At 65.7% G+C, this 13,696-nt stretch carries 16 protein-coding genes; 5 read left to right on the top strand and 11 right to left on the bottom strand.

From position 1 onward, the window contains the following. Positions 1-91: 91 nt before the first annotated feature. The 3 genes from ycaC to AC1DOX_RS02510 all read right to left on the bottom strand — a co-directional run bounded on the left by ycaC (position 92) and on the right by AC1DOX_RS02510 (position 2,413). Entirely contained in the window at positions 92-718 is a 627-nt protein-coding gene (ycaC, locus tag AC1DOX_RS02520; RefSeq protein ID WP_092138008.1) for an isochorismate family cysteine hydrolase YcaC, read from the bottom strand. Between the two features lie 28 nt (positions 719-746). Then, on the bottom strand, positions 747-1,424 hold the full coding sequence (locus tag AC1DOX_RS02515) for an isochorismatase family protein (protein ID WP_441617777.1): 678 nt from the start codon (positions 1,422-1,424) through the stop codon (positions 747-749). A gap of 113 nt (positions 1,425-1,537) precedes the next feature. After that, entirely contained in the window at positions 1,538-2,413 is an 876-nt protein-coding gene (locus tag AC1DOX_RS02510; protein WP_441617775.1) for a pirin family protein, read from the bottom strand. Between the two features lie 130 nt (positions 2,414-2,543). On the opposite strand from AC1DOX_RS02510, the gene AC1DOX_RS02505 reads away from it, so the two are divergent. Next, positions 2,544-3,452 (top strand): LysR family transcriptional regulator, encoded by a 909-nt coding sequence (locus tag AC1DOX_RS02505; protein ID WP_441617773.1) that lies wholly within the window; start codon positions 2,544-2,546, stop codon positions 3,450-3,452. Positions 3,453-3,545: 93 nt separating this feature from the next. Here the strand turns inward: AC1DOX_RS02505 and AC1DOX_RS02500 are convergent, their stop codons facing one another. The 6 genes from AC1DOX_RS02500 to AC1DOX_RS02475 form a co-directional block, all read right to left on the bottom strand. Further along, positions 3,546-4,751 carry an alpha-hydroxy acid oxidase gene (locus tag AC1DOX_RS02500; protein WP_441617771.1) on the bottom strand — a complete coding sequence of 402 codons (1,206 nt, stop codon included), beginning with the start codon at positions 4,749-4,751 and terminating at the stop codon, positions 3,546-3,548. Positions 4,752-4,771: 20 nt separating this feature from the next. Further along, positions 4,772-5,773, bottom strand: coding sequence for a Bug family tripartite tricarboxylate transporter substrate binding protein (locus tag AC1DOX_RS02495; RefSeq protein ID WP_441617769.1), 1,002 nt, complete (start codon positions 5,771-5,773; stop codon positions 4,772-4,774). Positions 5,774-5,847: 74 nt separating this feature from the next. After that, the gene (locus AC1DOX_RS02490) at positions 5,848-6,774 is read right to left on the bottom strand and encodes a fumarylacetoacetate hydrolase family protein (RefSeq protein ID WP_441617767.1); all 927 of its coding nucleotides are present in this window, start codon (positions 6,772-6,774) and stop codon (positions 5,848-5,850) included. Then, positions 6,771-7,649 (bottom strand): TauD/TfdA dioxygenase family protein, encoded by an 879-nt coding sequence (locus AC1DOX_RS02485; protein WP_441617765.1) that lies wholly within the window; start codon positions 7,647-7,649, stop codon positions 6,771-6,773. Before AC1DOX_RS02485 ends, AC1DOX_RS02490 begins: the two co-directional genes overlap by 4 nt. Before the next feature lie 76 nt (positions 7,650-7,725). Continuing rightward, complete coding sequence (locus AC1DOX_RS02480; RefSeq protein ID WP_441617763.1) at positions 7,726-8,871, bottom strand: iron-containing alcohol dehydrogenase family protein; 1,146 nt, start codon at positions 8,869-8,871, stop codon at positions 7,726-7,728. A gap of 4 nt (positions 8,872-8,875) precedes the next feature. Beyond that, entirely contained in the window at positions 8,876-9,307 is a 432-nt protein-coding gene (locus AC1DOX_RS02475; protein WP_441617761.1) for a nuclear transport factor 2 family protein, read from the bottom strand. A gap of 127 nt (positions 9,308-9,434) precedes the next feature. Here AC1DOX_RS02475 and AC1DOX_RS02470 point away from each other — a divergent pair, with 127 nt between their 5' ends. Beyond that, a complete protein-coding gene (locus tag AC1DOX_RS02470) occupies positions 9,435-10,337 on the top strand; it encodes a LysR family transcriptional regulator (protein WP_092138000.1) in 903 nt (300 codons plus the stop codon). Here the strand turns inward: AC1DOX_RS02470 and AC1DOX_RS02465 are convergent. Both AC1DOX_RS02465 and AC1DOX_RS02460 read right to left on the bottom strand, forming a co-directional pair. After that, positions 10,312-11,007, bottom strand: a complete 696-nt coding sequence (locus AC1DOX_RS02465) for a dihydrofolate reductase family protein (RefSeq protein ID WP_441617759.1) — start codon at positions 11,005-11,007, stop codon at positions 10,312-10,314. The genes AC1DOX_RS02470 and AC1DOX_RS02465 overlap by 26 nt on opposite strands. Before the next feature lie 61 nt (positions 11,008-11,068). Next, positions 11,069-11,998, bottom strand: coding sequence for a LysR substrate-binding domain-containing protein (locus AC1DOX_RS02460; RefSeq protein WP_441617757.1), 930 nt, complete (start codon positions 11,996-11,998; stop codon positions 11,069-11,071). Between the two features lie 104 nt (positions 11,999-12,102). Here AC1DOX_RS02460 and AC1DOX_RS02455 point away from each other — a divergent pair, with 104 nt between their 5' ends. Genes AC1DOX_RS02455 through AC1DOX_RS02445 form a run of 3 tightly spaced genes read left to right on the top strand, consistent with a single transcriptional unit; the run spans position 12,103 to position 13,677 of the window. Then, complete coding sequence (locus AC1DOX_RS02455) at positions 12,103-13,122, top strand: aldo/keto reductase (protein ID WP_441617755.1); 1,020 nt, start codon at positions 12,103-12,105, stop codon at positions 13,120-13,122. A gap of 10 nt (positions 13,123-13,132) precedes the next feature. Then, positions 13,133-13,558, top strand: a complete 426-nt coding sequence (locus AC1DOX_RS02450) for an SRPBCC family protein (RefSeq protein ID WP_092137996.1) — start codon at positions 13,133-13,135, stop codon at positions 13,556-13,558. Beyond that, a complete protein-coding gene (locus AC1DOX_RS02445; protein ID WP_441617753.1) occupies positions 13,555-13,677 on the top strand; it encodes a hypothetical protein in 123 nt (40 codons plus the stop codon). The genes AC1DOX_RS02450 and AC1DOX_RS02445 overlap by 4 nt, the downstream gene beginning before the upstream one ends. The last annotated feature ends 19 nt before the right edge of the window (positions 13,678-13,696 follow it).

The following is a 13,696-nucleotide window of genomic DNA, read 5'->3' as shown; positions in this document are numbered from 1 at the left end:
GTAGCGGCGTCCCGCAGCGGACGATCGCCGGGAACGAGGGCAAAGCCCCGTTCCCGACGCAGATCGCCAGTCGCAGAACGATTGGCGGGGTCTACTTGGCGGCCTTCGCCATCGTGTAGGCCGTTATCAGGTTGCGGTAGTCCGGGATATGGTTCGAGAACAGCGTACCGAGCCCTTCGATATCGTTACGCCAGTCGCGATGCAGCTCGCATGCCACGCCGAACCAGGTCATCAGTTGCGCACCGGCTTCGGCCATGCGGTTCCATGCGGAATGGCGCGTTACCTCATTGAACGTACCGGATGCGTCGGTCACCACGAACACGTCAAAGCCCTCGGCGATGGCCGACAGTGCGGGAAACGCAACGCAGACCTCGGTCACCACGCCGGCGATCAGCAGCTGCTTCTTGCCCGTGGCCTTGACCGCCTTGACGAAATCCTCGTTGTCCCACGCATTGATCTGGCCGGGCCGGGGAATAAACGGCGCCTGCGGAAAGATTGCCTTCAGTTCCGGCACCAGCGGTCCATTCGGACCGTCTTCGAAACTGGTGGTCAGTACCGTGGGAAGCTTGAAGTACTTGGCCAGGTCAGCCAGTGCCAGCACGTTGTTCTTGAACTTGTCCGGCTCAATGTCCCGCACCAGAGAAAGCAATCCAGCCTGGTGATCCACCATCAGGACGGCGACGTCGTTCTTGTCCAGTCGCTTGTAGGTCTTGGTCATCATTAACTCCTAGGGAAGGATCTTTTGATCAGCGTTGCGAGTCGAGCGTCTCGTGATGAGTCACGACGTCCTGCGCCTTCGCGTAACTCTCGATCAGCAACTGATAGGCGGGAAAGATCCGGGTATACACATCCGCCCATTCCTGCGCGTCCGGCCGGTTCCAGGTCTGCTGCAACTCGGAGGCGACCGCGGCGGTATCCATCGGCACCACCCCCGCCTGCACGACTCGGGCCAGCGTGATTTCCTGCGCCATCTTCGAGTAAGTGCCGGAAGCATCTACCACGGCAAAGACCCGATAGCCATCCGCCACCGCGCTGATGGAGGGGAACGCCATGCAGACACTGGTGATCGTGCCGGCAATGATCAGCGACTTGCGGCCGGTCTCCCGGACCGCCGCGACGAACTCCGGGTTGTCCCAGGCATTGATCTCGCCCTTGCGTGCGACGTAGCGTGCGTGGGGCGCGTTCTCGTGGATCTCCGGAATCAGCGGGCCATTGGGCCCTTGCGGCACCGACGCCGTGGTGATGACGGGGAGTTTGGACAAGGTGGCCATCTTGGCCAGTGCCGCGGCGCGTGCGCGCAACTCTGGCATGGGCATGTCGCCCACGGTCTGGAACAGACCGCTCTGGTGATCGATCAGCAGCATGGCGGTATCTGCAGGGTCGATCTTCGGAACCTTGCCGTTGAAGTTGACTGGAGCGCTCATGGTAAATCTCCTGGAACTGCGTTGTTTGGCATGCCGGAAACGGGCCGGCTGCCAGGCGATGGCGCGCGACGAGCTGCCGCACGCCAGGACGTGAGTTGACCTCGGCGGCGATATCAGGCGATGCCGGCGGGAATGCGCCCAAACTGACCGCTGCGATAGTCCGACAGGGCCTGCTCGATCTCCTGCTGTGTATTCATGACAAACGGCCCGTAGCTCACCACCGGTTCGGCGATCGGCTCACCGGAGAGCAGCAGGATCGTGGCGTCGCTGTCGGCTTCGAGCGTGAAACCGGTGCCCTCCTGTTCAAGCACGACCAGCTGGGCTTCATGTGCCGACTGCGTGCCGTTGACCGTTACCTTGCCGTGCAGCACGGTCATCAGCGCGGTGCGCCCGGCCGGGACCGTGAACTCGGCACGACTCCCTTGCAGCAGGCGAACATCCCACACGTCGATCGGCGTGAACGTACGCGCTGGCCCGCGGGCGCCACCAAATTCGCCCGCAATCACTCGCACCGATCCCGCGCCGCGAGGCAGCGCAACTTGCGGGATGCTCGCGTCAAGCAGCGTCTGGTAGCCCGGATCGCTCATTTTTTCGCGCGCAGGCAGGTTGACCCAGAGCTGCACCATCTCAAGCGTGCCGCCCTGTCTTGCGAACGCCTCCGAGTGGAATTCCTCGTGAAGAATCCCTGCCGCGGCGGTCATCCATTGCACGTCGCCAGGGCCGATCTTTCCGCCTTGACCGGTGGAGTCGCGGTGCTTCAGTTCGCCTTGATAAACAATGGTGACTGTCTCGAATCCGCGATGCGGATGCTCGCCGACACCACGGCGCGCGACCGTCGGCGCAAAGTGAGCCGGGCCCGCGTAGTCCAGCATGAGGAAAGGGCTGGCGCGATTGCCGAGGTTTGCTTGCGAAAACAGCGTGCGTACGGGGAAGCCATCGCCGACCCAGTGGCCATGTGGACTGCTATAGATACCCAGAATCTTCTTCATCCGATGCTCCTGATTGGTCGGCCGGTTTGTCCGGTGGCGGTGATCAAAAGCATAGGCATGCAATGCGCATATCGGTAGACCGCGTCGGCTATCCTCTGTGTTCTATCCATAGGACGATGACGATGCCGCGATGCAACAGGACCTGAACGATCTCTTCTACTTTGCGCAGGTGGTGGACCATCAAGGCTTCGCGCCCGCCAGCCGCGCACTCGGCATCCCGAAGTCAAAGCTCAGCCGTCGCATTGCCCTGCTGGAGGAGCGACTCGGTGTACGCCTGATCCAGCGCTCCACGCGGCGCTTTTCGGTGACCGAGATCGGGCGCAGTTACTACGGCCATTGCAAGGCGGTGCTGGTGGAAGCCGAAGCGGCACAGCAGGCGATCGACCAGACGCGATCGGAGCCACAGGGCATTGTCCGGGTCACCTGCCCTGTGGCGCTGCTTCACGCGAGAGTTGGCGACATGGTGGCGGAGTTCATGGCTGCGTGCCCCAAGGTGACCGTGCATCTCGAGGCCACGAACCGGCGCGTCGACGTGATTGCCGAGCGCATCGATGTGGCCATCCGGGTACGGGTGCCGCCGCTGGACGACAGCGACCTCGTGATGAAGGTGCTGGCCGAGCGGGCATGGTGCGTGGTAGCCGCCCCCAGCCTCCTGGCGGGTCAGGCCGATCCGCAGTCTCCGGCGGATCTGGCGCACCTGCCCACGCTCGACCTGGGTCCGGCCCAGCCCAGCCACGTATGGCGACTGGAAGGCCCGGAAGGCGCCTCCGCCGAAGTGCGCCACGTGCCCAGGCTGGTGACAGATGACATGCTCACGCTGCTTCGCGCGGCCATGGCGGGGGTCGGCGCCGTGTGCTTGCCGTCCATGCTGATCCCGGATCAGCTCAGGCAAGGAAGCCTTGTCCATCTCGTCCCCGCGTGGCAGCCGCGGGGTGGCGTCATCCATGCCGTGTATCCGTCGCGCCGCGGCCTCTTGCCGTCCGTTCGTGCGCTGATCGATTTCCTCGCGGCCCGCTTCCTCGAGATCGACGAGGCATAGTCGTGCGGCGCAACGCCGTGCGCGCAGACCCGGAGGGCAAGGGCGCCAACCGGCTATCGGCGTCTCCGGCCGAATTCGGGTGACGTGACGGCGTCAGGCGCGGACGGCGACGCGGGGTTGGGCGGTGGGCTCTGGTGAGCGCGGTCCGCCGTCGGCCATCTGGTGCTCGCCGAGGATCAGGTCGCGCGAGATTGCCTCGGTGCGCGTCACCCCGCACAGTTGCATCGTTCGCATGTATTCGTCCTGCAGGATCGTCAACGCACGGCGCGCACCTTCCTCGCCCGCTGCGGCCACGCCGTAGAGCGTGGCGCGGCCGACGAGCACGGCTTGCGCACCCAGTGCGCGCGCCTTGAGGATGTCGCTGCCGCGCCTGACGCCACCATCCAGCAGCACCGGCACGCAGCCCTTGACTGCCTGGACGACATGGGGCAATGCATCGATCGATGCCTGCACGCCGTCCAGCTGGCGCCCGCCATGATTGGATACGACGATCGCATCGGCGCCCAGCGCCGCCGCACGCACGGCATCGTCGGGCCGGAGAATGCCCTTGACGATCAGCTTGCGCGGCCAGCGGTCGCGCAGCGCGGCGAGCGCATCCCAGTCGAATGCGGGATCGTAGTTGCGGCCGACCGACGATGCCACGGCGCTGGCGCTCCGGGCTTCCGCCTCCAGGCCCTGCAGGTTCTCCATCACCGGCATGCCGTGGGCCAGCAGACTCATGGCCCAGCGTGGGCGCGTCGCGAAGTCGAGGAGGTTTCGCGATGTGAAGCGGAACGGTACGCGGAAGTCGTTGCGGAAGTCCCGCTCGCGCTTGCCGCCCACGGGCAGATCCACCGTAATGACCAACGCCTCGTAGCCGGCCGCGTAGGCGCGGTCGATCCAGGCATGCAGGAATGGCTTGTTGCGCAGGATGTAGGCCTGGAACCAGAGCCGTCCCGGAGCCGCGTCGGCAATCCGCTCGATCGAGGCCGTGGCGGTGCTCGACAACGTATACGGCACACCGGCCGCCGCGGCCGCACGCGCGATGGCCACGTCGCCGCCGTGCCGGCCAAAGCCGACCGCGCCCGTCGGGGCGATGGCCAGCGGCATCGCCGCCGGGGCGCCTAGCACCGTGGTGCCGGTGTGGACCGAGGACACGTCGACGAGCGTGTGCGGCGCCAGGCGAATGCGCCGGAAAGCAGCCACGTTGTCATCCAGCGTGATTTCGTCTTCGGCGCCGCCATCGAAGAAATCGAAGATGGCGCGCGGCAGATACCTGCGCGCCGCCTCCCGCAGGTCACCAATCGAATAGGCGTTCATAGTCGCGCTCATCTTCGCGCTCACTCTGCCTTGATGCCGGCCGACTGGATCACACGCTGCCACCGCTGCTGATCCTGTTTCAGGTAGGCAGCGAACTGGGCCGGCGTGTCGCCAACCGGGATCGCGCCCAGGCTGCGCAGGCGCTCCTTCACCGCGGGCTTGGCCAGTGCCTTGACCATCGCATCATGGAGTTTGTCGACGGCCTCCCTGGGCGTGCCGGCCGGCGCGAGCAGTCCCACCCACGGTGCCGTTTCCTCGAAACCGGGAAAGCCGGATTCGGCCATCGTCGGCGCATCGGGAAACTCGGGCAACCGTTTGGCGGTGCCGACGGCCAGTACGCGCAGGCGCTTCTGGTTCACATAATCGGCAATGCCGATGATCGGGTAGAACGTGAACGATACGCGGCCGGCCATCACTTCGGTCAGTGCGGGACCATTGCCTCGGAACGGCACGTGGGTCATATGCACTTTCGCCGTCGTCCCCAGCAGTTCAGCGGCCAGGTGTCCCGAGCCGCCGTTTCCGGCCGAACCGAAACTCACGACGCCGTCGCCAGTCTTGGCTGCCTTGATCAGCTCGGGCAACGTCTGATAGGGCGAATTCGCCGCCGTGACGGCCACCAGCGGCAGCATCGCCGCGTTCGATACGGGTACGAAGTCCTTGAGCGGGTCGTAGCCGGCGCGCTCCTTCATCAGCAGCGCGTTGACGTTGTGCGAAAGCGAGGCGAACAGCACCGTGTAGCCGTCGGCATCGGCGGCCTTGACTTCCTTGGTGGCGATCAGCGAGTTGGCGCCGGTCTTGTTATCGACCAGTACCGATTGCCCGAGTGTGACGCTCATGTCCTGCGCCAGCACGCGTGCAATGACGTCGGTCGGGCCGCCGGCCGCGAAGCCCACGACCATGCGGATGGGCTTTGATGGATAGGTGCCGGCGGCGCCGGCTGGCGCGGTGCCGAACAGTGCGCCGACTGCGACGAGTGTGGCGGCCATTCGCTGCCAGGCGGCGATGTGCGGGGGGCATTTCATGGTTGTCTCCTTGGGTGTCGTGCATGCGGCGTCTGGTGCGCCGGTTTGTTGCTGCTGATGCTGCTGATGCTGTGTCAGGCGATGCCGTGCTCCAGCACGCCCACGCCCGAAACCGCCAGGCGCAGCTTGTCGCCGGCGCGCAGGTAGCGTGGAGGATTGCGAAAGGCACCGCTGCCGGCGGGCGTGCCGGTGGCCACCACGTCGCCCGGTTCCAGCGTCATGAAGCGCGACAGGTAGGCAATCAGCGTGTTGACGGGAAACAGCATGTCCGAGGTGTGGCCATGCTGCATCGGCTCGCCATTGAGCCAGGCTTCCACCGTGAGCGCCTGGGGATCGGGCACTTCGTCGCGCGTGACCAGCCATGGGCCCATCGGCGCAAAGCCGTCGTGACTCTTGGCAAACGTGGTCTGCGGCGGCGACACGTCGAACTGGAACTCGCGCGCGCTCATGTCGTTGAGTACGGTATAGCCGGCGACGACCGCCGGGACGTCATCCGCCTCGATATGCCTCGCGTGCACGCCGATGACCACGGCCAGCTCGGCTTCGAAATCGAGCTTGGTCACGTCGGGCGGGCAGGGGATTGCCGTGCCCGGTGCCGCGACGCTCGAGGGCAGCTTGGCGATGATGCGCGGCTTCTCGAACGGCGCCACGCCGGTTTCCTTCGCATGGTCGGCATAGTTGCGCCCGATGGCGACGATCTTGCCGGGGCGCGGAACTGGCGCCAGCAGCGTCACGGCATCGAGAGGAATCATCCTGGCGCGGCCGGTTTCGCGCATGGCTTCCACATGCAGGGCCAGCGCGGCCAGCGCCGAGGGGCCGGCCTGCAGGAGCCGCAGCATGCCACCGGCCGCCGGTTCGATGCCAGCGGCGGCACAGCGTTGGGCGACGGCTTGCGTCACCTGCGTCTCGCGGATCCAGTCGGCCACCGGAAGCAGGCGGTCGTCCCCGGCTACGACGCCGACGCCAGGCCTGCCCTCGTGCAGGTATGTCGCGATCTTCATGCCATGGCCTCCGGGAAGAAGCGGTTCGCCATGACCTGGCAACGCTTGATCAGCCGGCGCTCGTCGGGTCGGTAGTCGGCCACGGCGTTGTGGATCGTGCCCATGTTGTCCCACATCAGCACATCGCCGACGGTCCAGCGGTGGCGGTAGCGGTACTTGTCCTGCAGCTGGTGCGCGAACAGGTACGCCAGCATCTCGTCGCTTTGCTGCGGCGGCAGCTCATTGATACGTACCGAATAGCCCGGGTTGGCATAGAGCACCTTGCGCCCCGTGATTGGGTGCGTCAGGAACACCGGATGCGACACCGGGGGCTTCGCGGCGCGTTGCGCCTCGGTGAGCGGCGGGCGCTGGCTGCCTTTCTCGCGCCTCATCATTTCCCAGAACTTGTTGAAGTCGTGCAGCACGGTCATGCCGTCGAGTCGCGCCTTGATGTCGGCCGGAAGATCGTCATAGGCGGCGTGCATGTTGCAGAACTCGGTGCAGCCGAGTGGCTCGCCATTCCGATGCGGGATCTCGATGCCGTAGAGGATGTTGCAGAACGCGATCATGCGGCTGTACGACATGTCCGTATGCCAGTCCTGCCCGGCGTCGGCGAGCCCGATCGGCTTGCTGTCCTCGACAATGTTCGACAGGATCATCACCTCGGGTATGTCCGGTTCCTGGTACTTGCCGGCCACGTTGATCTCGAGCTCGCCGAAGCGCTCGCTGAAAGCCTTCAGGCTGGCGGCATCGAGCGACTGGTTCGGGAAGCTGACCACGCCATAGCGGCCGAGCACCTGTTCGACCTGCGACTGGTCGGTGTCGGTCAGCGGCCGGGACAGGTCCAGGCCTTCGATGCGGGCGCCGAAGCCGTCGGCGTTGGGCACGATATTCATGAGGTGTGTCTCCATGTTGGGGCTTTTGTTGGGGCCTATATGGGGGCTTATATGGGGGCCTGTGCGGCAAGACGCCTTACCACGCAGCCATCAGGATCGAAAGGACGTCCTCGGGGTCTGTCACCGGACGCGGGTTGAACGCCAGGCCGCGCTCGCCCATCACGTGATGGGCGACGGCGGGCAGGGCGTCGCGGGCGATGCCGAGGTCGCGCAGACGTGCGGGTACGCCGGTGTCCGCCTGCAGGGCCATCAGGCACGCCGGCAGGTCGTTGCCGCCGAGTGCGTGCGCGGCCGCATCGGTTTCGGCCTGCGCCGCCGGCGCGTTGAAGCGCACTGCGTGGGGCAGGATCACGGCATTCGCCGCGCCATGTGGCACGCCAAAGGTGGCGCCGAGCACATGGCAGATCGCGTGATGGAGACAGCTTCGCGCGCTGGCCAGCACCATGCCGGACATATGCGCAGCCAGCATCAGTTCCGCGCGCGCCGCTTCGCTTTGTGCGTCGCGCGCCAGTTCTCGCATTGCGCTGCCAAAGCGGCTTGTGGCGTCGAGCGCGAGCACGGAAGCAATCGGCGAACGCGCCGTCGAGTAGAGGCCTTCGATGCAATGCGCCAGCCCGTTCATCGCCGTGCTCAGCAGCAGCGCCGCCGGGATATCGCGCGTGGCCGCCGGGTCCGCCAGCGCGACGCGGCTGGCGAGCTGCGCGTCCCAGAACAGCAGCTTGGTGCCGGCATCGGTGCGGATGCCGAAGGACGGTGTCACTTCGGCGCCCGAAGCGGTGACCGGTATCGAGACGATAGGCAGCTTCGGCGCCAGCAGCGCGGGAATGATCACCTGGCGCGGCGGGATGAAGCGGCTGGCGTGCCGGGCCAGCTCGCCACCCTCGGCCAGCAGCAGCGTCACGGCCTTGGCCGTATCGCTGACGCTGCCGCCCCCGACGGCCACGACACCGTCGATCTGCGCGCAGCGGGCGGCATCGGCGATACGGGTCGCCGTCTGCACCGACGAATGCGCTGGGATATCGCTGACCGAGAGTGCGACGCCATCCTGCAACAAGTCCTGCACGGTGGCATACAGCGCCGATGTGGCCGTGCGCGGGCTGGTCAGCAACAGGGGGCGCTTCACGCCAAGGCGGTCAAGCTCTTCGCGCAGCGCATGGACGGCCCCGGCGCGCAACACCAGACGCGTGCGCAGGGACTGGTGGGCGAATTCGTGCGCGTTCATGGCCTCAAGCCGCCGCAACAAAGCGGAATTCGGGGGTGATGGTCAGCGCCACCAGCGTGGCATCGTCCGCGGCGAGCCGGATCGTCGCCTGCACGGCGTAGAGCTGTGACGGGCCGTCGATCGTCACCAGGCCGTCCTGCGGTTGGCCATTGTCGAAGCGATAGACCGCCATGTAGCCGCCCACCTCGGCGACGTGGTCGTCATGCCTGTGCACGAGGACATTGCTCAGAACATGGCGGATGCGCTGCGTCGCCGATCGTGCTCGCAGCGCTTCGGCCATCGCCGCGTGGCCGCGCAGCGCCACCCCTTGCCGGTGCCAGACGCCGTCCGGATCAAACAGCGCGAGCAGGCCGTCGTAGTCCGACTGGTCGAGGCAGTGGAAGAAGCGGTGCAGCAGTTGCTGGCAAAGAGGCAGCAGGGCGTGGGGGCGCGACATCGATTGTTTTCGTGTTGGAAGCAAGCGAAAGCGCTTGCATCGGTGCCAAGACTACCGATCCCACTTGCGACCGGGAAGCACATGGACGAGAATTTGTTGTTTCCAGACTGGAAACAAAGAGGGTGATATGGACCGGTTGCGCTGTATCGAGGTCTTTCTGGAAGTCGCCAGGGGCCGAAGTTTCTCGGCGGCCGCCGAGCGGCTGGGCATGTCCAAGGGGAATGTGACCAAGCATGTGGCCTGGCTGGAAGAGTCGCTGGGCGCAAGGCTGCTGACGCGCACCACCAAGAGCGTGGCGCTGACCGATGCCGGACTGTCGCTGCTCGACGCCGGCACGGACCTGCTCGAACGCTACGACCAGGCGCAGGCCGCGATCGAGGGATCGATCACATCGCCGCGCGGTGCCTTGCGGGTGGGGACGCCGCCGTCGTTCGGCGCGTTCCACCTCGTGCCGCTGCTGACGGAGTTCTCCACGCTGCACCCCGACGTGCAGGTGATCCTGCACCTGGACGATGGTCGGGTCGATCTGGTCAAGGATGGACTCGACCTTTCCGTCCGCATCGCGCCATCGCTGCGGGACACGAGCTATGTCGCGCAAAAGCTCGCCGTGGTGCCACAGATCCTGGTGGCGTCGGACCGCTATCTCGCCGCGCGCGGCCATCCCGCGACGCCGCAGGACCTGCTGCGGCACGATTGCCTCGTGCATGCGCTGAAGTCGCCGACCAATACCTGGGCTTTCAAAGGACCGGAGGGCAATACGTCAGTGCGCGTGACCGGCACGATTCGCGCGAACTTTGGGGAAGCGCTGCGGCATGCGGCGATCCTGGGGCACGGCATCGCCATGCACCCGATCTACATGGTCAGCGACGACCTGCGGGAAGGGCGGCTGCGGCATGTGATGCCCGACTACCAGCCCACCGTGCTGGACATCTTCGCGGTGTTTCCGAGCCGCCAGCATATGCCGACCCGCGTGAGGGTGTTCATCGATTTCCTGAAGACGCGCTTCAGCGATGTTTCGGGGTGGGGCTGAACCCGCCCGCCTCGCGCGCCAGCCTGGCGCGCCTTTCCACTTCCTTGGCGCTCGGCTCGTCCTGCGCAAACGATCCGAGCGGGACCTCGCCGGTCGGCACGTAGGTGCTCATCACGACGCCGGTGGTCGAGACTTGCGAAGCGACGAGCTGCAGCGCGCAGGGTGTCGCATCGGTTTCGAACAGCCGCTTGCCGCGCCCGAGCACGACAGGGAAGGTCCACACGTTGTATTCGTCGATCAGCGCCGCGGCCTGCAGCGTCTGGATCAGGTTGCCGCTGCCGATGATCTGCAGGTCGAGTCCAGCCTCTGACTTGAGCGCCGCGACTGCCGCGACAACGTCGCCGTGCAGGAGCGTCGAGTTGTGCCAATCCAGGGTCTTCAGCGTGCGCGAGGCGACGTGCTTCCTGGCCGCATTCAGCGTCTGCGCAATCGGGTGGTCGGCCGGCTGGTACGGCCAGTACGCCTCGAAGATTTCGTAGGTCCTGCGGCCGAGCACGAGCTCGCGGTTCTTGCCGTCAAAGCCGCTCATGGAGCGGCCCATGTTCCCGTCCCAGTAGTTGAACACCCAGCCGCCGAAGGCGAAACCGCCAGTGGGATCTTCCTCCGGGCCGCCCGGCGCCTGCATGACGCCATCGAGCGAGACGAAGGTGGATGCGATGAGCTTTCTCATGGGGCGACTCCGTGGGTTGGGCGCGGCAGGCAGGGAAACGGGAATGAGGGTGACCGGAGCGTCAGCCGTCCACCTCGGCAGGCGCGGGCTCCGGCGCCACGCCGCTGGTTTGCAACAGCGTCATGCGGAATTGTTCCACCAGAGGCCGCAGGTTGATCCGGTGCCAGGCTGCCCAAAGCGGTGTGCGGTAGGTGAGCCAGGACAACTCGCGCAGTACCACGCCGTCCGGTGCCTGGTGACGCAGGCTTTGCTGGATTGTCGTGATGCCGAGTCCGGCGGCGACAAGTCCAAGCGCAGCGAGCGGTTCCGTGGCTTCCATCGTGATCGCCGGCGTGAAGCCGGCCTTCGCACAGGCCGCGATGAACGTGTCGTGCCGCAGCGCGCTCTCCTTGTGCATCACGCCGATCCATTTCTGCGCCGCGAGGTCGTCCGGCGTGAGGGCCTTTGCGCTGGCAAGCGCGTGCCCCTTTGGTATGGCGAGCAGCATCGGGTCATTGAGGACCTGGGCGGCGTCGAGGTCCGGATCGTCCGCGTGCGGGGGCTCGCACACGAGGGCGATATCGAGACTGCGTTGCCGCAAGCCCTCGAGCTGGACATCCGATTGCTGGTTGTACAAGGCGATATGCACCGCGGGGCGACCTTCCCGTAGCTCACGGAGTGCATTGGGCAACACGCCGGAGTGCATCGCGTACTCGAGATAGCCGATGCAGAGGCCACCCTCGTCGCCTCTGCCAAGGCGTCGCGCCAGCGACTCGAGCCGATTGCCGTGCGTCAGGAAGGCGCGGGTCTCGGCCAGGAAGGTTCGGCCATCCCGCGTCAGGCGAATCCGTTGCTGGGAGCGCTCGAACAGCACCAGCCCGAGCTTTTCCTCGAGCTGGGCAATCTGTCGGCTAAGTGGCGATTGGGAGATATGGAGCCGCTCGGCAGCGCGCCCGACGTGCTCTTCCTCGGCGACCGCCACGAAATAGTGAAGTTGTCGGATATCTAACATTTCAGACCTCGCGGGACTCAAGTCTTCCATATTCTGTCTTGGACAGACTCAATTCGCAACCCTAGACTGCGTTCAACCTCAACTCATTTCGATATGGAGCAGTCATGACCATCAAGGACAAACTCGCAGGCAACGTGCTGGGCTTCGGTACCGCCCCGCTGGGCAATATGTTCCGCGACATCCCGGAAGCGGAGGCGCGGGCCACCGTGGATGCGGCATGGGAGCAGGGCGTTCGCTACTACGATACAGCGCCGTTCTACGGTGCAGGCCTGGCCGAGATCCGGCTTGGCGACGCACTGAGCAAACACAAGCGCGACGACTATGTGCTCAGCACCAAGGTCGGCCGTCTGATTCTGGATGACGTGGAAAACGCCAGCGCGCGGGCGCTTGGCGAGAAAAGCGGCTTGTTCGCGACTGGCCGTCCGAACCGGATGGTCAATGACTACTCCGCCGACGCCACGCTGCGCTCGATCGAGGACAGCCTGAAGCGCTTGAAGACAGATCGCATCGACATCGTCTGGATCCACGACATTGCGCAGGATTTCTACGGCGACGAGTGGCTTTCCTACTTCGAGACCGCCCGCAAGGGCGCCTTCCGTGCCCTGACCCGCCTGCGCGAAGAGGGCGTGATCAAGGCCTGGGGCCTGGGCGTGAACCGCGTCGAGCCGATCGAGCTGACGCTGGACCTCGCCGAAGCGCAGCCCGACGGCTTCCTGCTGGCCGGCCGCTATTCGCTGCTCGATCACGAGCGTGCGCTGCAGCGCCTGATGCCCAAGGCAGCCGAGCACAAGACCGAAATTGTGGTCGGCGGTCCCTATAGCTCCGGCATTCTCGCCGGGGGCGCGCACTTCGAGTACCAGAAGGCATCGCCCGCGATCATCGACAGGGTCGAGCGCATCAAGGCGGTTGCGCAACGCCACGGCGTGAGCGTCAAGGCCGCAGCCTTGCAGTTCGTGCTGGCGAATCCGGCCGTCGCCGCCGTGATTCCTGGCGCCAGCCGGCCCGAGCGCATCGCCGAAGACGTCGCGGCGCTGAAGGAAGCCATTCCCGCCGACTTCTGGCGTGACCTGCGTGCGCAGGGCCTGGTGGCCGGAAACGCGCCGCTGCCCGGCGATCGCGCCTGAGGAGCCCGTCATGGCACAAGCTTTTGCAACCCTGACACTGCCCGTTGCCCCGGATCGTGTATGGCAACTGATTGGCGGCTTCCATTCGTTACCCGACTGGCTGCCCTACATCCCGAAGAGTGAACCGAGCGAGGGCGGGCGCGTGCGCCGCCTCGTCAATCCGGACGGCGATGCCATCGTGGAGCGGCTGGAAGCCTTCGACAACAGCGGTCGCAGCTACAGCTACTCGATTCTCGAGGCACCGTTTCCGGTGACCGGCTACCGCTCGACGCTGCGTGTGGTGGGTATCGACGGCGATCAGGCATCGCGCGTCGAATGGTCTGGCGAGTTCACGCCGGCTGGCGTGAGCGATGAAGAGGCTTCGCGCCTGTTCGACGGGATCTATCGGGATGGACTGAAGGCCCTCGAAGCATCGTTGGCGGGGAGCCGGCCATGAAAGGATTCATGGCGGCATGGATCGCCCTTGCGATCCTGCTCGGTGCGCTGCCGGATACCGCTGCCGCGGTTGCCGGCCGGCCCGGAGAAGGGCGCCTGCTATTCCCGTACGGCGAATAAATCGACGGAACCCTGCCGT

Source organism: Cupriavidus sp. 01L415 (assembly GCF_056400065.1).
This window is presented reverse-complemented; position numbering and strand designations above follow the sequence as displayed.